This is a genomic window from uncultured Roseivirga sp. (assembly GCF_963973945.1).
In the GTDB taxonomy this organism is placed as follows: Bacteria; Bacteroidota; Bacteroidia; order Cytophagales; family Cyclobacteriaceae; genus Roseivirga.
Window position 1 is genome coordinate 321611 of record NZ_CAXBBV010000003.1, and the last position, 19838, is coordinate 341448.

The window sequence follows — 19838 nt, forward strand, 5'->3', positions numbered from 1 at the left end:
GAGAATTGGCGAGCAAAGAACCAAAAATTTTAAGAATTACTACAATTCCAGCTTCTCTGAGGTATCTTTTGAAAGGGCAGTTTTCTTTTTTCAATCAGAGAGGTTTTGATGTACAAATAGCTTCATCTGATGGTGATGATGGTAGGTATGTTCAAGAAAATGAGAATGTTAAATTTCATCAAATCCCTTTAACTCGCACGATTACACCTCTTCGGGATTTATATTGTATTATATTACTTTATAGACTGATTAAAAAGGAGAGATTTGACATTGTCCATAGCCATACCCCAAAAGCGGGTCTAGTGGCTATGATAGCCGCTTGGATGGCTAGAGTGCCAGTTCGGCTTCACACTGTTGCGGGACTTCCTTTGATTGAAGCAACTGGAATAAAGAAACAAATACTTGTGATGGTAGAGAGGCTTACCTATAGCTTTGCTACGAAAGTATACCCTAACTCTTTCAGTATGTCCGATTACATTTCAAGGGAATTCTTTTCAAATACAACCAAACTCAAGGTACTAGCGAATGGTAGTAGCAATGGTATTGACTTAAACTACTTCTCTAGAAATGACTCGTTGCTGTCTGAATCTTTAGCATTGAGATGTGAATTAGATATTTCGTCCAGTAGTAAAGTAGGTGTTTTTGTTGGTCGTTTGGTTGGAGATAAGGGAATTAATGAAATGATTGAGGCGACTGCTGAAATTGTGGAGAGAGTGTGTGATTTTCATTTAATTCTAGTAGGGAGTTTTGAAAATGAACTCGATCCGTTAAGGGCTGAAACATATGAAAGAATTCGTATGCTTTCAAATATCCATGTAGTTGGTTTTCAGCCTGATGTAAGACCATGCCTGTTGGCTTCCGACTTCTTGGTTTTTCCGAGTTATAGAGAGGGATTTCCAAATGTACCACTTCAAGCAGGTGCTATGGGGCTTCCGTCCATTGTTAGTAATATAAATGGGTGTAACGAGATTATTGTTCATGAACAGAACGGCCTAATAATACCATCAAAAAATAAAGAGGCTTTAAAAGAAGCGATGTGCCGTATGATAAAGGATGAAAAACTATTTGAAACACTAAAGGAAAGGTCAAGGAAATCAATCGAAGATCGATATGATAGAACTCTTGTTTGGGAAGCATTACTTTCTGAGTATCGTACTCAATTAAAATCTCATGTACACTAGATTTTTCAAACGTTTCATAGACTTTATCGGAGCTCTGTTAATATTGTTATTTGCAAGCCCAATACTTTTGGTCTCCTCACTTCTCTTATTCTTCGCTAATTCTGGGAAGATATTTTTTGTACAAAAGAGACCTGGTTTAAATAGCGAAATTTTTAAGATCATCAAGTTTAAAACGATGAATGATAAAAGAGATAGCAATGGTGAATTACTGCCTGATGATAAAAGATTAACTAAGATCGGCTATTGGGTGAGGAAACTATCTATAGATGAATTGCCTCAGATGATCAATGTTTTGAAAGGAGATATGTCCTTAGTTGGACCCAGACCATTGTTGGTGGATTATTTGGCATTATATTCTGATGAACAGAACAGAAGGCATGATTTACGCCCAGGGATTACAGGATGGGCTCAGATAAACGGGAGAAACACACTTGAGTGGAAAAAGAAATTTGAATATGATGTATGGTATGTCGATAACTGCTCTTTCTGGCTTGATATTAAAATTCTATTTTTAACTGTAGCCAAGGTTTTTAAAACAGAGGGAATTAGTTCAGAGAAATCGGTTACGATGGAAAGGTTTTTAGGCAATGATGAGTCAGTCTAGATTTACGAAATATTTAACCCTATGAAATTAGAGAAGATTGCGATATTTGGAAAGGGAGGCTTTGGTCGTGAAGTACAGATGTTAATTGAGCAGATTAATGAATGTAAAATGACATGGGAGTTTATTGGCTTTTTTGATGACGCCAAAGCTGAAGAGAAAATTAATGGTGCACCATATTTAGGAGGACTTAATGAGTTGAATTCTTACAATGAAGAGCTCAATGTTGTCTTGGCAGTCGGAATGCCAGAAACGAAGAGATTAATTTTAGAAAAAATAGTTAATCAGAATATCAAGTTTCCTGCATTAATTCATCCTTCAGTAATCATAGGTAATCGTCAGTTTGTATCTATAGATGAAGGGTCTATTATTTGTGCAGGAAATATAATTACAGTGAATATTGAAATAGGGAAACACGTAATTTTAAATTTGGCCTGTACCGTAGGCCATGATACACAAATTCATGATTATTGTTCATTTATGCCTCATGTGAGTATATCTGGTGAGGTAGTAATTAAAGATGGGGTATATGTTGGAACTGGTGCCAGTATTATAAACCAACTAGAAATCGGTGAAAACACAACAGTAGGAGCAGGTTCGGTTGTTGCGAAAAGTCTTCCTGCAAACTGTGTTGCCGTGGGGGTTCCTGCAAAACCAATTAAGTTTAAATAATTTATGGAATCAAGAATCTGGCTCTCGTCTCCTCATATGGGAGGTAATGAGCTGAAATACGTAAAGGAGGCCTTTGATACCAATTGGATTGCTCCATTGGGCCCTAATGTCGATCACTTTGAGAAAGAATTGGGTGAATATTTAGATGTCAATCATGTGGCCGCTCTTTCAAGTGGAACTGCAGCCATCCATTTGGCGCTAATACTTTTGGGGGTAAAATCTGGAGACGAAGTTATAGCACAGAGTTTTACTTTTTGTGGTACCACGAACCCAATACTTTATTTAGGAGCTACCCCTGTTTTAGTGGATAGCGAACCTGATACTTGGAACCTTGATCCCGTTTTGCTCGAAGAAACAATTCTAGATAGAATAAAAAAGGGAAAAAGACCCAAAGCGGTGATAATGGTTCACCTCTACGGTATGCCTGCCAAAATGAAGGAGATTGTAGAGGTTTGTAGTCGCTATGAAATCCCTTTAATTGAAGATGCCGCTGAGGCATTAGGTTCAACTATTGATGAAAGAAAGGCAGGAACTTTTGGTGACATGGGTATTTTGTCATTCAATGGGAATAAGATAATTACCACTTCTGGTGGTGGAGCTTTAGTGAGTAATAATACCCAATGGATTGATAAATCTCGCTTTTTGGCGACTCAGGCACGAGACGAGGCACCACATTATGAACATACCGAATTGGGCTATAATTACAGAATGTCGAATATTTTGGCAGGTGTAGGACGAGGACAGTTAGAAGTATTAGATAGTCATGTATCGAAGAGACGTGCGGTTAATGCATTTTATAGAGAACATTTAAGCTTTGAAGGCCTTAGTTTTCAATCTGAAATGAGTGCTAAAGATTTCTCTAATTATTGGTTAACTTCAGTCAAAATTGAGCCAGAGCTACTTGGAGTAGACCGTGAGGACGTAAGGCTTGAGTTATGGAAGAGTAATATAGAAACTAGACCACTTTGGAACCCAATGCATTTACAACCGCTTTATAAAGATTGTGTTTATTACGGCAATGGAGTCAGTGATGAGTTATTTACTAAGGGCTTGTGTCTTCCTTCAGGTTCGAACCTAACTACAGTAGAATTAGAAAGAGTAGTAATAGCAATTAAAGGCTTCATTGCTAAATCATGAAAAGAAGCATTAGCACATTAAACGTTCTACCTAGGTGGATAATTGTTTTAATTGACTTAGTCATTTATTCACTGTCTGCCTTGGTGGGGTATTTACTTCGTCTGAACTTTAATGTTGAAAACCTTTATGCCTATAATTTTTTACAGGGCATAATTATTTTCACCCTTGCTGGTCTAATTAGTTCTCTAGTCACTAGGAGTTTTGCAGGCATCATTCGATATACAGGTATTCAAGATACCTTGAGAGTACTTTATGCAAGTTTATTAACCTTGGTTATAGCATTAGGAATTAACTCCATTTCGGAAAATGCCATTCCATATTCCATTGCGGCAATTGCATTTTTTGTATCCGTTGTGGCGCTCACGAGTTATCGACTTCTAGTAAAAGAGCTCTTTTCGTTTTACAGAACGATTCCTAAGGTCAGTAAGAAGATTGTTATTTTTGGTGCTGGCCAGTCGGGTATGATTACCAAACAATTGTTAGATAATGATACTTCAACTAATGTTAAGGTCATTGGTTTTTTGGAGGATAACCCAAGAAAGATTGGTAATGTACTTAGTGGTGTTCATATTTACTCTGCACGAAACGATTTTGAAAAGGTAGTGATTAAAAACAACCCTAGCGAATTAATCATTGCTACTACAAGCATGTCGCTAGACAGAAAAAATGAACTAGTAGATCAATGCTTAGAATTTGGAATTAAGGTGTCAACTGTTCCTTCAGCAGATCAATGGATAGGAGGAGAGTTTGGTATTGATCAAATTCATGAAGTGAAGATTGAAGACCTCTTGGGAAGAAACCCAATTAGTTTGAAAAATAAGTATGTAAATCAAGAATTATCAGGGAAAAGTATTCTAATTACTGGTGCGGCAGGTTCAATCGGTTCAGAGTTGGTTAGGCAAATAGTAAGATATAATCCATGTAAACTCATTTTATTAGATCAGTCTGAATCGGGGCTGTTTGAAATTGAAAATGAAATTCGTGGCTTAAGGTCACTTGGAGAAACTCTCGTTTGTTTTGTGGCTGATGTAACAAATAGAGAAAGATTAAAAAGGTTGTTTAGTCAGTATAAGCCCGAATTTGTTTTTCATGCAGCAGCATATAAGCATGTGCCTATGATGGAAGTTAATGTTCCTGAAGCCATTGAATGTAATTTAATGGGAACGAGGAACTTAGCTGACTTATCTGTAGAGCATGATGTTAAGAAGTTCGTAATGATTTCTACTGACAAAGCCGTTAATCCAACAAGTGTTATGGGGGCGACAAAGCGAGCAGCTGAAATTTACGTGCAGTCGCTGAATAACTTGCTGTCCGATATTGAAGCTGATAGCCCAACACGTTTTATTACTACCCGATTTGGGAATGTCTTGGGTTCGAATGGGTCTGTTATTCCCATTTTTCAAAAACAAATCCAAAGAGGTGGGCCTATTACCGTAACACACCCTGATATAACTCGATATTTCATGACCATACCTGAAGCCTGTAGTTTGGTGTTAGAAGCGGGGGTAATGGGTAATGGGGGAGAGATTTTCGTTTTTGACATGGGTAAATCCATTAAGATAGTAGAGTTGGCAAAGAGAATGATTCAACTCTCAGGACTTAAGGAAGGTAAAGAAATTGACATTGTATTTACTGGCTTAAGGCCAGGTGAAAAGCTTTATGAAGAACTTTTGGATGATAAGGAAAACACAATGAGTACTCATCATCCTAAAATAATGATTGCGAAAGTTAGGTCTCTGGATTTTTCTAAGGTTAAGTCTCATTACTCAGATTTAGAGACTTTGATCTATTCAACGCCTAGTAGTGGAGATGACTTAGATATGAAAATGGTTAAGATATTGAAGACTTTAATTAAGGAGTATAGAAGTAAGGAATCTAAATTTACTATGCTGGATAGGTAAATATAGTTGAAAGTTCACATACAGAACTAATTTACTAAAAAGGGGCAAGTCATGAAACATGACTTGCCCCTTTTTAGTATTAGAAGAATACAAAGTGTATTATCTGAATTTAGGTTTCTTTCTAGATGGGGAGAACAACTGAGATAAGAAGTTATCTGGTAGGTACATTTCCAATCTAATTTGAAAAATATAATAAGCATCATTCTTTAACGGGTTTCCTCTGTCCCATCCAGCTTCTCTTACCGGAAAACCACCTTCAGCGGCTCTATCAGACAAAGCTTTTGCTAAATTCGCCTTTTGAGTATCTTCCCCAAAAATAACATCGAACTGATTTTTGTCAACGTGATCCTTACTGATATCATCTAAATAATCTGTAAAGGTGTGTCTATAACCTGCTTCTAGTAGAATATCAATCGCGTCATTTGCCTTTAATCTCACACCAACACCTACAGGTATCACCATAATCCGCCCGGCATATGGGGTTAACTCTGTTTGTAAAGGTCTTAATGGAACCCAATCTCCTTCGTATAGTGCTTTAGGGTTATTACTACTTAATCCAAGGCCAGCGTATATATATGGATTGATAAGAGGCCTTCTGGTGTAAGAGTTATTTACTGGAATCAAGTTGAAAACAAACATGGCAGACAGTTCAATATTGTTTGCTCTAAATGATAGATTTCGAGGACGTCTCGTATCTGTTCCTCCAAATCTATTCTCACGATCTTTGATTTTTTGGTTGAGTGAGTCGGCACCAGCAATCTGATACCAATTTAGGTCAACTCTTAAGCTTAATTGCGAACCGAATTTTTTACGAAGGCCTATGCCGAGGTTAGGTCTGGCTGTAAAACCGTCATAGAGAACGTCATGCAAATCACCATGGTAGGTGGTTGCTCCTAAGCCAAAGGAGAACATCATGCTCCTGTCTCTTCGTCTAGAATAGAAACTTTGAGCATTGACAGAGTCAACTACGACAAAAATAAATAAAAGAAGAAATATCGTTTTTTTCATTCCGAATACACAAGTGCGTAAAGCTATATACTGAAAAACATGTTACATATGTGGTGGTTACACTAAACGTACTTCGGTGAGGTTAGGAGCAAAACTAGGTATTTTTCTTATAAATAGAAAATCCTTCGGTAAAATACCGAAGGATTTTTGAGTGCACCCGGAAGGAGTCGAACCCTCAACCCCCAGAGCCGAAATCTGGTACTCTATCCAGTTGAGCTACGGATGCCGGATATTTTATCCTAAAACCTCTTGAACTTTAATTGCTGCATCTTTCAAAAGGATAGCAGAATGGACTGCTAAGCCACTTTCGTCAATGATTTTTGCACCTTCTTCAGCATTCGTGCCTTGCAAACGAACAATGATTGGGATATTGATATTTCCAATTTTCTTATAGGCTTCTACAACACCATTAGCTACTCTATCGCAACGGACAATTCCACCAAATATGTTAATTAGAATAGCTTTAACGTTAGGGTCTTGAAGGATAATTCGGAAACCAGCTTCAACTGTTTCGGCATTTGCAGATCCCCCAACATCTAAGAAGTTAGCTGGCTCACCCCCTGAAAGTTTAATAATGTCCATGGTAGCCATTGCTAAACCAGCACCATTTACCATACAGCCAACGTTGCCATCTAACTTAACATAGCTCAGGCCATATTTGCCAGCCTCTACTTCAGCAGGATCTTCTTCTGTAACGTCTCTTAAGGCTAATAAGTCTGGGTGACGCATTAGAGCATTGTCATCCAAGTTTACTTTAGCATCAACAGCAAGTATTTTGTTATCTGATGTTTTTAAAACCGGGTTGATTTCAAACATTGAAGAATCAGAACTCTCATATGCTTTATATAAAGAGAAAATGAACTTAACCATTTCCTTGAAGGCATTACCTTCTAGACCTAGTTTGAAAGCTACTTTTCTAGCTTGAAAGCCTTGAAGACCAACTTTTGGATCGATCCATTCTTTGATAATTTTTTCTGGACGGTTTTCAGCAACTTCCTCAATGTCCATTCCACCTTCAGTAGAAGCCATGATTACATTACAACCTTTCGCTCTATCCAATAGAATTCCCATGTAGTACTCCTTAGGCTCAGAGTCGCCAGGGTAATATACATCTTCAGCAATAAGTACTTTGTTTACTACCTTTCCAGTAGGTCCAGTTTGATGCGTTACAAGAGTTCCTCCTAAAATAGCCTCTGCTTTGGTAGGTACTTCATCAAGGCTTTTCGCCAAAACTACTCCGTGAGATCCGGTTTCGTTTACTGTACCTTTTCCACGACCACCAGCATGGATTTGAGCTTTTACTACGTACCAAGATGTTCCTGTTTCAGCATTCAGTTTTTTTGCAGCTTCTAGGGCCTCAGCACCAGTTGAGGCTACAACGCCTTCCTGAATTTTTACTCCATGTTTTTTTAGTAGTTCTTTTGCTTGATATTCGTGGATATTCATGTGTCAAAATTTTTGCACGAAACTACACCTTTGACCTTAATATAACAAGGGAAATAAGATGTGATCTTTTCAATTGTAAGTGATCATTCCAATGAATTTATTATGTTTGATTCGATTAGTAGCTATGGAAATTTTAAAGGCAGAAAGTGTAAGAAAGTCTTATGGTGATTTAGAAGTGCTCAAGGGCATTCACCTGACAGTTCAAAAAGGAGAAGTATTGTCTATTGTAGGAGAGTCTGGAGCAGGTAAGAGTACTTTGCTCCATATTTTGGGAACTTTGGATTTGGCCGATATGGGAGGTATAATGATCAATGGAAAGTCTGTTGGTGATATGAACCCGAAACAACTGGCTAACTTCAGAAACAAAGAAATAGGGTTCATTTTTCAATTTCATAACCTTTTACCAGAGTTTACTGCGTTAGAGAATGTTTGCTTACCTGCATTGATATCTAATTCGAATGAGAAGGAAGTGTTTAAAAAAGGAGAAAGGCTTTTAACTAAACTTGGGCTTTTATCTAGAATGGATCACAAGCCTTCTGAACTTTCCGGTGGTGAGCAACAAAGGGTGGCGGTTGCAAGATCGCTAATTAATGATCCGAGCCTTGTTTTTGCTGATGAGCCCAGCGGTAATTTAGATTCTAAAACTGCTGAAGATCTACACCGTTTGTTTTTCGACCTGAGGGACGAACTTAATCAAACCTTTGTGATAGTAACTCATAATCAATCGTTGGCCTCAATGACAGACCGAAAGATTGAAATTAGAGATGGGGTAATAGTAAACTAAGGATTACCTAGTTTTCTTTACCACTTTACAGCGGATTGATGATTTTCCATAAAGTGAACCTGGTAGATAATAACCAAGTCTAAAACCAAATCTGAGATAAGAGTCATTAGTTCCTTCCCCGCGGGCATCGCCTGCTGCGGCTGGGTCAAAACCTAATTCAACTCGCCTGTCTGACAATTGAGATGCGATTGGATCGGCAAAAGAAGAAGGGTCTCTATAATTGGCGCTAACGTCATCTAAATACTTGGTTAATGCTGCTGTATACTGCATTTCAAGCTGTAAATCTACATTCCTATTAATGAAGATACTTACACCTACTCCCACAGGAACAACAAGTGCAATAGTTCCATATTCAACTCCTTCAAGCCTCATTGGTCGTAATTCATAATCCGTTCCCGCTAAAGTAGCTTTGGGTTTATTAGTGGTTATTCCTAAACCTAAATGGAAATAGGGGTTGGCAAATGCCCTGTCTTTATAGCCAGAGTGCGGGTGACGGTAGGCATAGTACAACGCCTGGGCTGTAAATTCGATGTTGGTAGCTTTGAATGATAAATTGCGCTGTAGTCTTGCCGTTTCAACAGAAAGTGAGTCTGCACCTTTTATAGAGTAAACCGATAAACTTCCTCTTAAGGCAATGTTATCGGTGAAAAGGTGTTCGTAAGCCAATGAAGTGCTTAAGCCCATCTTTACTTTAGTGTCTGTTGCCAAAGCGCTTAATTCACCAAAGTAGGTATTTAAACCAAAGCCAAAAGTGACTTTTGAAATTCTATCAAAATCGCCTGTAGTAGTATACTGTTGAGCCATCATGCTCTTCGAAACAATAACAAAAAGCAATAACAAAAAGCGTGATTTAGTCATTCTTTAAATATTTGATTTAGGCTTAGAACCATAAAGATATAATTCAAACGCAAAAAAAAGCTATGTATTGGCAGATTTCATCTTTTCAAGCATGATTTCAATATGCTTTTTTGCTCCGAACATGTCTTGATAAACCGCAACTACCTTGTGGTTAGCATCTAAAAGGTAGGTTATTCTCTTTGGAATATTGACTATAGGTATTAGCGAATCGTAAGATTTGCAAATCCTACCAGTGGGGTCAGAAAGTAGTTCGAATGGGAGACTATGCTTTTTTTTAAATTTTAAATGACTAGAAATGCTGTCTTTGCTAATTCCAATAACTGTTACAGCTAAGTCAGTAAAGTCAGAAAAGGCATCGCGAAATGTGCAGGCTTCTTCGGTACATCCACGAGTGAAGTTTTTCGGATAAAAATAGATAATGCAAGGCTTGTTCTTGAGGTCTACGCTCAATTCGAAAGTTTTTCCTGACGTACTTTTTAATTTTATTTCTGGTGCTTTTGAACCAATTTTTAATGCCATGCTTTATGTTTGAGTAACTAATTTTTTGGATGGGAATATCGCAACTTCGAGCATGGTTTCAAAAGGGGTAAAATACATGCTCTTATCAACATTCATTTTCGCAGTAATGAATGTGCTCATTAAATACGTACCCAATATACCTGCTATTGAAATAATTTTATTCCGATCGATTGTTTCATTTATAATGTCTGGTGTTGCCTTAAAGTCTCAGAAGGTTCCGCTTTTTGGAAATAACAAGAAGATACTTCTATTCAGAGGTCTTGCCGGAGCACTTGCGTTAATGATGTTTTTCACCACTTTACAAGAAATACCTCTTGCTAGCGCTGTAACATTAATGTTTCTAGGGCCAATTTTCACGGCTATTTTGGGAATGTGGATTGTAAAGGAAAAAGTGGCTTGGGTACAATGGCTTTTCTTTGGTCTTTCTTTCGGGGGAATTTTAATGATTAAGGGTTTTGACCCAAGGGTTTCACCAGAAATGACTTTGCTCGGAATAGGGGCAGCCTTCTTTTCAGGGATTGCTTATAATATGATTCGGAAGTTGAAAACTTCGGAACATCCATTGGTGATTATATTTTACTTCCCATTGGTTACGCTACCCATCGTTGGGATTTACTCTGCATTTCATTGGGTTTGGCCAGTAGGAATGGAATGGATTGTGCTTTTGGCCATTGGAGTTTTAACTCAAATTGCTCAGTATTTTATGACTAAATCCTATCAGTCGGAAGAACTTTCTAAAGTGGCAAACCTTAACTTTATTGGTATTATCTATGCCTTAGGTTTTGGCTACGTTTTGTTTGAAGAAACTTTCAACCTTCTGACCTATTTAGGTATGACGTTGGTGATGGTAGGCGTAGTTTTAAACGTGGTGTACAAGCAGAGAAAACAGAAAACTGTATGAAAATTTATCAAGTAGACTCTTTTACTAAAGAAGTTTTTAAAGGAAATTCAGCGGCTGTAGCCATAATGGATGGGCCGCTTTCTGGTGATCTAATGCAGAAAATAGCGATGGAGATGAATTTATCTGAAACGGCCTTCGTCAAGATAAATGAAGATTATTGCGATTTACGATGGTTTACGCCAGCTACCGAAGTACCACTTTGCGGCCATGCAACTTTAGCTTCGGCTTTTGCGCTTTGGCAAGGCGGGCACTGGCCTAAAGACAAAACTATTGAGTTCAAAACTTTAAGTGGATCGTTGTTCACTTCTTTGGATTCAAGTGGTTTGATTACCATGGATTTTCCTGCCAATTATGCCACCACTGCCAAAGGCTTTGATAAAACTGAACTAGAAAATACTTTTGGTTCCCCTATAAAAGAAGTACTTAATTATCCTGCAGAGTTGATTTTGATTTTTGAATCAGAACAGGCTGTATTTTCAGCAAACCCCGATGATACCATTATTGCCAAACAAGCTAAGAATGGAGTGATTGTTTCTGCGATGTCGGAAGGGGAGAACTACGATTTTGTGAGTCGCTATTTTGCACCCAACTTGGGAATTAAGGAAGATCCGGTCACTGGCTTTATGCACACCATTCTAACGCCTTACTGGGCTGATAAAACTGGAAAAACTATTTTCAAGGCTTTTCAAGCTTCAACCAGAACTGGCGAAATGCAAACGGAATTAAAAGCGAACCGCGTAATTATAAAAGGAAATGCAGTAATGGTTTTTGAAACAGATTTTGAATTACCATCTACCTCACATTAAAGGTAGTCCTACCAATTTCATATGTGTCCGAAAGAATCACAATTTTATACTCGCCCTCATCAAACTCAGAGCCTTTGTCGTAAACGAAAGTCATTTCTTGCTTTGAGTTATCGAAAAGAATTTCCTGACGTGCAGTAAATGTTTGCTCACGTCCGTCTACAGTAAAAGAACCAGAACCTTTAGCGATATCAAAAACCACATTGCCAGCAGGGTCTACTAACTGAATCATGATTTTATGACCAGCAACTGGCGCTACTGGGTTGTCTGCTAAGTTGAAGGTTACCTTGATTTTCTCTGCCTGACGGCCTCTGAAATCACCTTCGCGCTCTTTTCCTCTGGAATTGATATTAAAAACTTTAACGTTTTCTGCTTTCAGTTTTGCAGCAAGAGAAATTTGTTGTTTTAACTCTTGTTGGGTTTCCGTGGCTTTGCGAATTGTGCTATTCAATTCATTCTTTTCGGTTTTCAAGTCAATGTTCTCTTCAACCAATTTGGTATTAATCACTTTCAAAGCCGCGATCTCATCATCTTTGGCCAAAAGTAATTCCTCATACCCACCTACTTTTCTGTCTAAACGTTGAATGATGGCTTTATTCGCTACTCTAGTTCTTTGCAGTTGATCACGTTGCGCTGTAATAGAATCTTTTAAAGTAACCAAGGAGTCTATATTCCCACCCAACTTGGCTATTTCAGAAATACGGTTACTCAGTTGACCGCTAATACTATCTAATTTAGTGGTAAGTGTAATTTTAGTGGCATCAAACTCAGCCTGAAGTGCAGTGTTACTTTTGTTATCAGAATAGATTTTAAAACCAGCTCCAGCTACTATTATAATGATGGCTACAATTAATATGATTCTGATTTTATCTGGGCTTCCGCCTTTCTTCTTTGCTACTTCACTCATTCCGCTGAACCTCTGTTAATAAATTTTAAACGCCTTTTCGGTTAAATATTGGGCGAATTACTTAAATCTTTTTTAAATATGCCAACCCATTAAAAATGACTGGCATGATTGAATCTTTAAACGAGAATTATTGGACACAAAGGTATGAGAATAATCAAACTGGCTGGGACATAGGCCATGTTTCTACACCTATTAAAGGTTATATTGATCAACTCAGCGATAAGGAGATTAAAATTTTAATTCCAGGAGCAGGTAATTCCTATGAAGCAGAATATTTATGGCAGCAGGGCTTTAAGAATGTTTGGGTGATTGACCTTTCCAAAACTCCTTTGAATAATCTTCAATCTAGAATTCCTGAGTTTCCTGCTTCGCAATTAATTCATGGTAACTTCTTCGAACATCAGGCACAATATGATTTGATTATTGAACAGACTTTCTTTTGTGCACTCAACCCAATTATGCGAACGGATTATGTTGCCAAAATGCATGAGCTTTTGTTGGATGGTGGTAAGCTAGTAGGCCTCATGTTTAAAATACCTCTTAATACAACACATCCTCCTTTTGGTGGGAATGAAGAGGAGTACAGATCGATTTTCTCTCCATATTTCAAGATTGACATTATGGAAGAAGCTCATAATTCCATTCTTCCTAGAATTGAGAATGAGCTTTTTGTGAAGATGATCAAAGCTTAGAATTCCAAAATATAGCTTTCTTTCATTAAATCAGGTTGAAGGAAGAGGATTCCTGCTTCAAATAGGTCGATGGAAAGAGAAATTTTAGGATGGTTTTTGAGTACTTCCCAAGCATCGTTCATCTCTTTGGACCAATGAATGTCGTCTAAAATGATCATGCCAGATGTTGTCATTTTAGGCAAAAGCAGTTCAAAGTATCGAAGTGTAGGTTCGTATTTATGGTTGGCATCAATGTAGACCAAATCAACTTGAGAGGCGTTTTCAATCCATTGAGGTAAAGTGTTGTCAATATTCCCTTCAATCAATTTATAGTTGGAGCAGTTTAACTTGCTTAAGTTTTGCCTAGCTAAACTGGCGATAGACGTACTTCCCTCAAAAGTAAATAGTTGAATATCTTTATTTGTAGAAGCCATATAGGCTGAATTTAAACCTAATGAAGTGCCCAATTCCACTATGGTTTTATAATCGAAATGGGTGATAATTCGATTGAGCAATCTTGAAAAAGGAGCAGGAGTAGAGGCGTGTTTAGCAATCTGACTTACTTTACGCGTATTAGAATTATTGACCCGAGAACCTGCCCCCAAGTCTTCTACCAAAACCACTTCATTGTTTTGAAGTAAGGTTTTTCTTAGGGTTTCTATTTGTTCAAAACCTTTTCTGTTTTCTCTTTTAATCACTTCGGTATAAAAAGAGTAGAGGAAGGGTGAGTGCAACGAATGTTCGTTCATGGCCAAAAGCCAGTACTTAATATAAGCCAGAATTTGGTACAAGGGGATTAATTAAGGAGATAGGGAACGATCATAGTGAATTCCGGAATAATCACATCAAATTGCTTTCCGTCCATTACTCTTTCCATTAAGTAGATGCCTCGCATTTTGCCAATTCCACTTCTAAGGTTACAGCCCGAAACATATTGATGTTTTTCGCCCGGTTCTAAAACAGGCTGCTGACCTACCACACCTTCACCCTCTACTTCGCGCACCTCATTATTAGTGTCAAAAATTTGCCAATGCCTGCGATGAAGTTTAATGGTGTTTTCGCCATCATTCTGAATTGTAATGCGATAGGTAAACACAAAGTGGTTTTGTGCCGGACTGGAATATTCCGGTTGATAGTGGGTTTCTACACTTACCTTTACACCTTCTGTTACTGCTGTTACAATCATTTATGGCTTTCGCTTCAGAGTTTTAAAGATATAGATTACTTTTAAAATTACTAATGAGAAAAGGAAAATTCGATGAATGTTAAGATTGAAGAGAGCTGGAGGGAAGTTTTAAAAGAGGAGTTTGAAAAGGAATATTTCAAAGATCTGACGGATTTTGTGAGGGATGAATATAAAAATCAAACCATTTTTCCAGCAGGGAAAAATATTTTCAGAGCTTTTGATCAATGCACTTTTGACGATGTAAAAGTGGTGATTCTGGGGCAAGATCCATATCATGGCCCAGGGCAAGCTAATGGACTTTGCTTTTCAGTAAAGGAAGGAATGCCTTTTCCTCCTTCTTTGGTTAATATTTTTAAAGAAATTAAAGACGACCTAGGCAAAGACATTCCACCAAACGGTTCTCTCGATCGATGGGCGCAACAAGGCGTGTTATTGCTCAACGCAACTTTGACAGTTCGAGCACATCAGGCGGGTTCACACCAAAATAAAGGTTGGGAAGAATTTACGAATGCTGTTATTCATCAACTGGCCACCCGAAAACAGGGGATAGTTTATTTGCTTTGGGGCAGCTATGCCCAGAAGAAAGCCTCCTTTGTTGATAATAAGTCAAACTTAATTTTGAAAGCGCCACATCCTTCGCCACTATCTTCTTACCGAGGTTTTTTTGGCTGCAAGCATTTTAGCAAAGCGAACGCTTATTTGGAGGGAAAGGGAAGAGATGGGATTGAGTGGTGATCATTGAACTTTTGGAAAGTTCGTGCTACTGATAGTAATCAGTATCTAGCATCTGACTTGGACAGGCTTATTGAGTTTGCAAAACTTTCCAAAAGGTAGCTTTAATTGGGTGAAGAGTTATTATCGAACTATAGTCAACACTTATTTTAATTTCACAATCATCACCATCGGATTATCTTCTCGGTCTATGTTTTGTAGGTTCTGCAAGTTTTTAGGTAGTGATTCAATTTTATCAGGATTGTCTTGAAACCAGTTATATATCTTTTCTGCTTCAACATTGTAAACGAGTTCATTTTGGTCGTTGATATACTGTGGAGAGAAAGGTATAAACTCATTTAAATCATCTTGAAAGCTCGATCTTTCAGCATGCCTCTCATAAGCAAGGTGTGTTTGATTCTCTTTAATATCGTGGTAGGCACTAAAACGCTGTCCTTGATATTTGGTATTGAAGAATACATAGTGATCATTTAAATCAATATTACTCACCGAATACATGTTCAGGTAATCATCGTCCTCCATAATTTCTTTCTTTTCATAAGGTGGAGAGTGTTCTCCCATATCAAATATAACAGCGGGTAAAAGCTTTTCCTTTGTTACCTTAAAAACGGTATCGTTAAAGGCTTCTTTAAAGAATACATCATTGCTTTTTGTGAAAAACCATCCTTCGCCTATGTTGAAGGAAAATGAGTTAGTCCGATTTGGTTCACATTGTTGGTGATTAGGAAAGCTTTTAATGACTTCTCCTTTCCTATTAAAAATGACTACTTGATCTTTTATATCACAACTTTTATTGAGGACATAACCTGCAAAAATGCCTTCTTCTATTTCAAAAGAGTGATCCACTTCTGTAGGACCTGATGCTACTGTTTTAATTTCCCCTTTTGAGTTCAAAGTTTTAATTCGGTTGCCAGTTCGAACATATATTTCATTCGATTTAGTAGGGGGTGTATCAGGAAGGGTATACTGATAAGCCTCTGGATCATTGCCATAGTGGCTTAATTCTTTAATGAACTTACCTGTTTTTCTATCAAACTGAAGTATTTGCCTGAAAGCAACAGTATAGATGTAATCTTCCAACACGTAAGCTCTCGCATTTCCCGCCACTAACCCCTCGTCTGCCGTTTCGAGCCTAACATATTCAATTTCAGAACTAAATTGACTCAAGTATTGTGAAGTACCTTCTTCAAGTGCTTTTTCGACATCAATAACTACCGCACCTGAATTTAGTTGATGCGTAGTTTCGGTCGATTCTTTTTTTTGATTACAACCACTCAAAAAGACTAAAGTACAAAGAAGTGTAACGAGCGATATTTTTTTATAATCCATGAGAATTTGGTTTTTATAGGCTATTTAAAAGACTGATTCTTACATTACTAAACTAATAGTTGTATTAAATGTAAGTTAGTTTACCTGCTAAAGCAAATTATGGAATTGGTGCTTCTTGAAAGGATATAACCCTCCAAGGGCTCGTTCGAGAAACCCTTAAAACTGTAAGAAATCCTCCATGGTTTTTACGCCTTTTTGGCTCGGAAGCCATTCGGCTACCAAAAGGGCGCCCATGGCAAAACCTTCTCGCAAATGCGCAGTATGGGTAATTTCTATGGAGTCAATTCTTGAATCGTATTGGATAGAATGTGTGCCTGGTGCAGGGTCAACACGCTCGGAAATAATTGATAATTCTTCTGGTTTGTCTGAAGTTTGGTTCACCCATTTGGTTTTGCTAGGTAGGTTTTCCATTACGCCTTCAGCCAAAGTAATGGCCGTGCCGCTTGGCGCATCCAGTTTATGGGTATGGTGAATCTCCTTCATGCTCACTTCATAGTCAGATTGGCCATTCATGAGTTTGGCCAAAAACTTATTCAACTTGAAGAAAATATTTACCCCAATACTGAAATTCGAAGCCACCAAATAAGAGCCTCCATTATCATTGCAATACTGATCAATTTCAGCTTTGTGACTTGCCCAACCTGTGGTACCTACCACTACGGGTATTTTGTGATCAATACACCACTTAATATTATCAGGAGCAGCAGAAGGTTGACTAAAATCTATGGCAACATCTACAGAATCAGAAGATAGATTATCTAAATCTGTTCTATTGTCCTCGGTAATTTTAGCAGCTATGCTGTGATTTCTATCTAAGGCCAGTTTTTCTATCATCTGACCCATTTTTCCGTAACCTAATAAAAGAATTTTCATCTCGATCTGATTGGAATAGTTACTCCTACACCAAGGTAGGGGCTGCCGTTATTAATTACACCAACTTTGGGTTTGAAGTTGGCAAGGTTATCATTTACATTAAAGCCTTTGAGGTGGGCATCAATGGAAGCTTCAATAATGTTTAAACCATAAATGGCGAGTGTTGTCAGAAATACTAAATCCCGGTTTTTGCGCCAATAGTCAGCATTGCTTCTGAATACTCTCAGTTTATTTTCACTAATTGTTTCGCCATTTTTTTGTTTCTCGATCAACTCTTCAGCCCACCTTGTATAGTCTTTTCTTTTCTCATTGTTGTCGTGCACAAAGTAAATGGCTGTTCCCATGCCCACATAAATGATAGGCGCTTTCCACCAGCTGTCGTTATAAATCTGGCCTAAGCCAGGAAACATAGCAGATAGGGTGGAAGCTCTTTTTGGGTCATATTCCTTTCTAAGTTCAATTTCTGGAGGCACAGTGTCGCTCTCTACCAAACCTTTGTCCATTATTTCAACGGGGTCTTGGGCCATTGCTCCAAAGCCAAGGGCAAAGAATGAAACAAGGAATATGATTTTTTGCATTACAAGTTTATGATCTCCAAAATGCGGTTCAGATCTTCAGTAGAAACAAATGGTATTTTTATTTCACCTCTGTACTGTCCGTCTGCTTTTAGGTTTACCCTTGTGCCAAAATGTGAAGAAAGCTTCTGCTGAATTTGCTGAACTTCATAAGTTCTGTGCTTACTGTCTCCAGTTTTTTCTGGCTTAGGTTTTTCCTCTTTCGGGGTTATCAAATCACGTACCAACTGTTCTACCTTTCTTACAGAAAGTTCTTCTTCTACAGTTTGTTTATAAATGTGCAATTGCTTGTCTACATCTTCGATATTGATCAAAGCGCGGGCATGTCCCATTGATATCTTATTGTCGCGCAGGCCTGCTTGAATATCTGGCGGAAGCTTGAGTAACCTTAAGTAGTTGTTTACAGTAGTTCTGTTTTTACCAACACGCTCTCCTAGCTCTTCTTGCTTGATTTTACATTCAGATAGAAGCCTTTGGTAACTCAATGCAATTTCAATGGCATTCAGGTTTTCTCTCTGAATGTTTTCTATAATCGCCATTTCCAGCATTTGCTGGTCATCGGCAGTTCTTACATAAGCAGGAATACTTTTGAGTCCCGCAATTTTCGAAGCCTGAAATCTTCGTTCTCCAGAAATCAACTGAAACTCTCCTTCGCTCAGTTGCCTTACGGTTATGGGCTGAATGATTCCTTGCAATTTGATTGAATCGGCAAGTTCTTCTAATGCTACCCTGTCGAAATGGGTTCTAGGCTGATATGGATTTACCTCAATTTGATCGAGGTTGATTTCATTCATAGTGCCTACTGATGAGGGCTCTAGGTTTTTGTTGTTTTCAGAATTCGAATCTTCCAAAAGCGCGCCTAATCCTCTGCCCAATACGCTTTTCTTTTTGGGTGCTTTTGCTGCCATAGTAATATTATATTAAATGAATGAGTCAGTTTGAATGGCTTCGATGTAAAGAAACCTAAAAACTGAATTCATTGATGTGTCTAATTTAAACGATCTCCTATCTCTTTTGCAAGGTTGAGGTAAGCTAATGCTCCTTTACTTTCTGCATCGTGAACGATTACCGGAAGTCCAAAACTAGGAGATTCACTGAGCTTTACATTCCTAGGGATTATAGTTTCGAAAACCATGTCTTTAAAATGTGTATGAACTTCTTCCACTACCTGATTGGAAAGCCTTAAACGTACATCGTACATTGTAAGAAGAATGCCTTCAATTGATAGTTTAGCATTCAAACGCTTTTGAATAATAGTAATTGTATTCAACAGTTTACCTAGACCTTCTAATGCGAAATACTCACACTGTACAGGGATTACAACGGAGTCGGAAGCAGTTAATGCATTAATAGTAATCAAACCAAGTGATGGAGCGCAGTCAATTAAGATGAAATCATACTCATCTTTAATTTCGCCCAATACTTGTTTCATTTTTTCCTCTCGGTTAGAAAGGTTCACCATTTCTATTTCTGCTCCAACCAGATTGATATGCGAAGGCAATAGATCTAGAAATTTAACCTCGGTGTTCATAATGCAGTCACGTATGCCTTCTTTTCCCACCATGCATTCGTAAATACTTTTGGTTACTTCTCTTGGGTTATGGCCCAAACCAGAAGTGGTATTGGCTTGTGGATCGGCATCTACCACCAAAGTTTTGTATTCTAATACCGCTAAACTTGCGGCAAGATTCATGGCTGTTGTAGTTTTACCTACTCCTCCTTTTTGGTTCGCTATGGAAATTATCTTACCCATT

At 38.0% G+C, this 19838-nt stretch carries 22 protein-coding genes and 1 tRNA gene; 10 read left to right on the forward strand and 13 right to left on the reverse strand.

Translation table 11 applies throughout. The features are described 5' to 3' along the window. Positions 1-5: 5 nt before the first annotated feature. From AAC026_RS07785 to AAC026_RS07805, 5 genes are read left to right on the forward strand one after another with little or no spacing between them, the layout of a single operon-like run. On the forward strand, positions 6-1181 hold the full coding sequence (locus tag AAC026_RS07785; protein WP_339696710.1) for a glycosyltransferase family 4 protein: 1176 nt from the start codon (positions 6-8) through the stop codon (positions 1179-1181). Then, positions 1171-1785 carry a sugar transferase gene (locus AAC026_RS07790; RefSeq protein WP_339606489.1) on the forward strand — a complete coding sequence of 205 codons (615 nt, stop codon included), beginning with the start codon at positions 1171-1173 and terminating at the stop codon, positions 1783-1785. Before AAC026_RS07785 ends, AAC026_RS07790 begins: the two co-directional genes overlap by 11 nt. Positions 1786-1806: 21 nt before the next feature. After that, positions 1807-2454 carry an acetyltransferase gene (locus AAC026_RS07795; protein WP_339606490.1) on the forward strand — a complete coding sequence of 216 codons (648 nt, stop codon included), beginning with the start codon at positions 1807-1809 and terminating at the stop codon, positions 2452-2454. Positions 2455-2457: 3 nt separating this feature from the next. After that, entirely contained in the window at positions 2458-3591 is a 1134-nt protein-coding gene (locus tag AAC026_RS07800; RefSeq protein ID WP_339696713.1) for an aminotransferase class I/II-fold pyridoxal phosphate-dependent enzyme, read from the forward strand. Further along, entirely contained in the window at positions 3588-5492 is a 1905-nt protein-coding gene (locus AAC026_RS07805; RefSeq protein WP_339696715.1) for a nucleoside-diphosphate sugar epimerase/dehydratase, read from the forward strand. The genes AAC026_RS07800 and AAC026_RS07805 overlap by 4 nt, the downstream gene beginning before the upstream one ends. Before the next feature lie 99 nt (positions 5493-5591). Here the strand turns inward: AAC026_RS07805 and AAC026_RS07810 are convergent, their stop codons facing one another. The 3 genes from AAC026_RS07810 to sucC form a co-directional block, all read right to left on the reverse strand. Next, positions 5592-6500 carry a DUF6089 family protein gene (locus AAC026_RS07810; protein WP_339696718.1) on the reverse strand — a complete coding sequence of 303 codons (909 nt, stop codon included), beginning with the start codon at positions 6498-6500 and terminating at the stop codon, positions 5592-5594. A 152-nt stretch (positions 6501-6652) separates the two neighbouring features. Continuing rightward, positions 6653-6726, reverse strand: a tRNA-Arg gene (locus AAC026_RS07815). 8 nt (positions 6727-6734) lie between these two features. Beyond that, the gene (gene sucC, locus AAC026_RS07820) at positions 6735-7946 is read right to left on the reverse strand and encodes an ADP-forming succinate--CoA ligase subunit beta (RefSeq protein WP_339606494.1); all 1212 of its coding nucleotides are present in this window, start codon (positions 7944-7946) and stop codon (positions 6735-6737) included. A gap of 124 nt (positions 7947-8070) precedes the next feature. Here sucC and AAC026_RS07825 point away from each other — a divergent pair, with 124 nt between their 5' ends. Further along, positions 8071-8730, forward strand: coding sequence for an ABC transporter ATP-binding protein (locus AAC026_RS07825; RefSeq protein WP_339696721.1), 660 nt, complete (start codon positions 8071-8073; stop codon positions 8728-8730). Positions 8731-8733: 3 nt separating this feature from the next. Here AAC026_RS07825 and AAC026_RS07830 read toward each other — a convergent pair whose 3' ends face one another. Beyond that, positions 8734-9588 (reverse strand): hypothetical protein, encoded by an 855-nt coding sequence (locus tag AAC026_RS07830; RefSeq protein WP_339696724.1) that lies wholly within the window; start codon positions 9586-9588, stop codon positions 8734-8736. 60 nt (positions 9589-9648) lie between these two features. After that, a complete protein-coding gene (locus tag AAC026_RS07835) occupies positions 9649-10107 on the reverse strand; it encodes a peroxiredoxin (protein ID WP_339696727.1) in 459 nt (152 codons plus the stop codon). A 52-nt stretch (positions 10108-10159) separates the two neighbouring features. Between AAC026_RS07835 and AAC026_RS07840 the strand changes: the two genes are divergently transcribed. Then, positions 10160-11008 (forward strand): DMT family transporter, encoded by an 849-nt coding sequence (locus tag AAC026_RS07840; protein ID WP_339696729.1) that lies wholly within the window; start codon positions 10160-10162, stop codon positions 11006-11008. Further along, positions 11005-11814, forward strand: a complete 810-nt coding sequence (locus AAC026_RS07845; RefSeq protein ID WP_339696731.1) for a PhzF family phenazine biosynthesis protein — start codon at positions 11005-11007, stop codon at positions 11812-11814. Before AAC026_RS07840 ends, AAC026_RS07845 begins: the two co-directional genes overlap by 4 nt. Here the strand turns inward: AAC026_RS07845 and AAC026_RS07850 are convergent. Next, the gene (locus AAC026_RS07850) at positions 11801-12718 is read right to left on the reverse strand and encodes a chromosome segregation protein SMC (RefSeq protein ID WP_339696733.1); all 918 of its coding nucleotides are present in this window, start codon (positions 12716-12718) and stop codon (positions 11801-11803) included. The genes AAC026_RS07845 and AAC026_RS07850 overlap by 14 nt on opposite strands. Before the next feature lie 104 nt (positions 12719-12822). Here AAC026_RS07850 and AAC026_RS07855 point away from each other — a divergent pair, with 104 nt between their 5' ends. Then, on the forward strand, positions 12823-13410 hold the full coding sequence (locus AAC026_RS07855) for a methyltransferase domain-containing protein (protein WP_339696736.1): 588 nt from the start codon (positions 12823-12825) through the stop codon (positions 13408-13410). Here the strand turns inward: AAC026_RS07855 and AAC026_RS07860 are convergent. Together AAC026_RS07860 and apaG are read right to left on the reverse strand one after the other, a co-directional pair. Then, a complete protein-coding gene (locus AAC026_RS07860) occupies positions 13407-14180 on the reverse strand; it encodes a class I SAM-dependent methyltransferase (RefSeq protein ID WP_339696738.1) in 774 nt (257 codons plus the stop codon). The genes AAC026_RS07855 and AAC026_RS07860 overlap by 4 nt on opposite strands. A 5-nt stretch (positions 14181-14185) precedes the next feature. Beyond that, on the reverse strand, positions 14186-14572 hold the full coding sequence (gene apaG / locus AAC026_RS07865; protein ID WP_339606521.1) for a Co2+/Mg2+ efflux protein ApaG: 387 nt from the start codon (positions 14570-14572) through the stop codon (positions 14186-14188). A 75-nt stretch (positions 14573-14647) separates the two neighbouring features. Here apaG and ung point away from each other — a divergent pair, with 75 nt between their 5' ends. Continuing rightward, complete coding sequence (gene ung / locus AAC026_RS07870) at positions 14648-15310, forward strand: uracil-DNA glycosylase (RefSeq protein ID WP_339696740.1); 663 nt, start codon at positions 14648-14650, stop codon at positions 15308-15310. 141 nt (positions 15311-15451) lie between these two features. On the opposite strand, the gene AAC026_RS07875 is transcribed toward ung, so the two are convergent. From AAC026_RS07875 to AAC026_RS07895, 5 genes are all read right to left on the reverse strand, one after another. Then, positions 15452-16636: a DUF4934 domain-containing protein gene (locus AAC026_RS07875; RefSeq protein ID WP_339696742.1), complete on the reverse strand. Its 1185-nt coding sequence runs from the start codon at positions 16634-16636 to the stop codon at positions 15452-15454. Between the two features lie 156 nt (positions 16637-16792). Next, a complete protein-coding gene (gene dapB, locus AAC026_RS07880) occupies positions 16793-17509 on the reverse strand; it encodes a 4-hydroxy-tetrahydrodipicolinate reductase (RefSeq protein WP_339696744.1) in 717 nt (238 codons plus the stop codon). Continuing rightward, positions 17506-18087 (reverse strand): DUF5683 domain-containing protein, encoded by a 582-nt coding sequence (locus AAC026_RS07885; RefSeq protein ID WP_339696746.1) that lies wholly within the window; start codon positions 18085-18087, stop codon positions 17506-17508. The genes dapB and AAC026_RS07885 overlap by 4 nt, the downstream gene beginning before the upstream one ends. Continuing rightward, positions 18087-18992, reverse strand: coding sequence for a ParB/RepB/Spo0J family partition protein (locus tag AAC026_RS07890; RefSeq protein ID WP_339606508.1), 906 nt, complete (start codon positions 18990-18992; stop codon positions 18087-18089). Before AAC026_RS07890 ends, AAC026_RS07885 begins: the two co-directional genes overlap by 1 nt. Positions 18993-19072: 80 nt before the next feature. After that, positions 19073-19837, reverse strand: coding sequence for an AAA family ATPase (locus tag AAC026_RS07895; protein WP_339606509.1), 765 nt, complete (start codon positions 19835-19837; stop codon positions 19073-19075). Between the last annotated feature and the right edge of the window lies 1 nt (position 19838).

Excerpts from the sequence above, each read along its gene's own strand:
- AAC026_RS07790 (WP_339606489.1), top strand. The coding sequence starts at position 1,171 with ATGTACACTAGATTTTTCAAACGTTTCATAGACTTTATCGGAGCTCTG.
- AAC026_RS07795 (WP_339606490.1), top strand. The coding sequence starts at position 1,807 with ATGAAATTAGAGAAGATTGCGATATTTGGAAAGGGAGGCTTTGGTCGT.
- AAC026_RS07800 (WP_339696713.1), top strand. The coding sequence starts at position 2,458 with ATGGAATCAAGAATCTGGCTCTCGTCTCCTCATATGGGAGGTAATGAG.
- AAC026_RS07805 (WP_339696715.1), top strand. The coding sequence starts at position 3,588 with ATGAAAAGAAGCATTAGCACATTAAACGTTCTACCTAGGTGGATAATT.
- AAC026_RS07810 (WP_339696718.1), bottom strand. The coding sequence starts at position 6,500 with ATGAAAAAAACGATATTTCTTCTTTTATTTATTTTTGTCGTAGTTGAC.
- sucC (WP_339606494.1), bottom strand. The coding sequence starts at position 7,946 with ATGAATATCCACGAATATCAAGCAAAAGAACTACTAAAAAAACATGGA.
- AAC026_RS07825 (WP_339696721.1), top strand. The coding sequence starts at position 8,071 with ATGGAAATTTTAAAGGCAGAAAGTGTAAGAAAGTCTTATGGTGATTTA.
- AAC026_RS07830 (WP_339696724.1), bottom strand. The coding sequence starts at position 9,588 with ATGACTAAATCACGCTTTTTGTTATTGCTTTTTGTTATTGTTTCGAAG.
- AAC026_RS07835 (WP_339696727.1), bottom strand. The coding sequence starts at position 10,107 with ATGGCATTAAAAATTGGTTCAAAAGCACCAGAAATAAAATTAAAAAGT.
- AAC026_RS07840 (WP_339696729.1), top strand. The coding sequence starts at position 10,160 with ATGGTTTCAAAAGGGGTAAAATACATGCTCTTATCAACATTCATTTTC.
- AAC026_RS07845 (WP_339696731.1), top strand. The coding sequence starts at position 11,005 with ATGAAAATTTATCAAGTAGACTCTTTTACTAAAGAAGTTTTTAAAGGA.
- AAC026_RS07850 (WP_339696733.1), bottom strand. The coding sequence starts at position 12,718 with ATGAGTGAAGTAGCAAAGAAGAAAGGCGGAAGCCCAGATAAAATCAGA.
- AAC026_RS07855 (WP_339696736.1), top strand. The coding sequence starts at position 12,823 with ATGATTGAATCTTTAAACGAGAATTATTGGACACAAAGGTATGAGAAT.
- ung (WP_339696740.1), top strand. The coding sequence starts at position 14,648 with ATGAATGTTAAGATTGAAGAGAGCTGGAGGGAAGTTTTAAAAGAGGAG.
- AAC026_RS07875 (WP_339696742.1), bottom strand. The coding sequence starts at position 16,636 with ATGGATTATAAAAAAATATCGCTCGTTACACTTCTTTGTACTTTAGTC.
- dapB (WP_339696744.1), bottom strand. The coding sequence starts at position 17,509 with ATGAAAATTCTTTTATTAGGTTACGGAAAAATGGGTCAGATGATAGAA.
- AAC026_RS07885 (WP_339696746.1), bottom strand. The coding sequence starts at position 18,087 with ATGCAAAAAATCATATTCCTTGTTTCATTCTTTGCCCTTGGCTTTGGA.
- AAC026_RS07890 (WP_339606508.1), bottom strand. The coding sequence starts at position 18,992 with ATGGCAGCAAAAGCACCCAAAAAGAAAAGCGTATTGGGCAGAGGATTA.
- AAC026_RS07895 (WP_339606509.1), bottom strand. The coding sequence starts at position 19,837 with ATGGGTAAGATAATTTCCATAGCGAACCAAAAAGGAGGAGTAGGTAAA.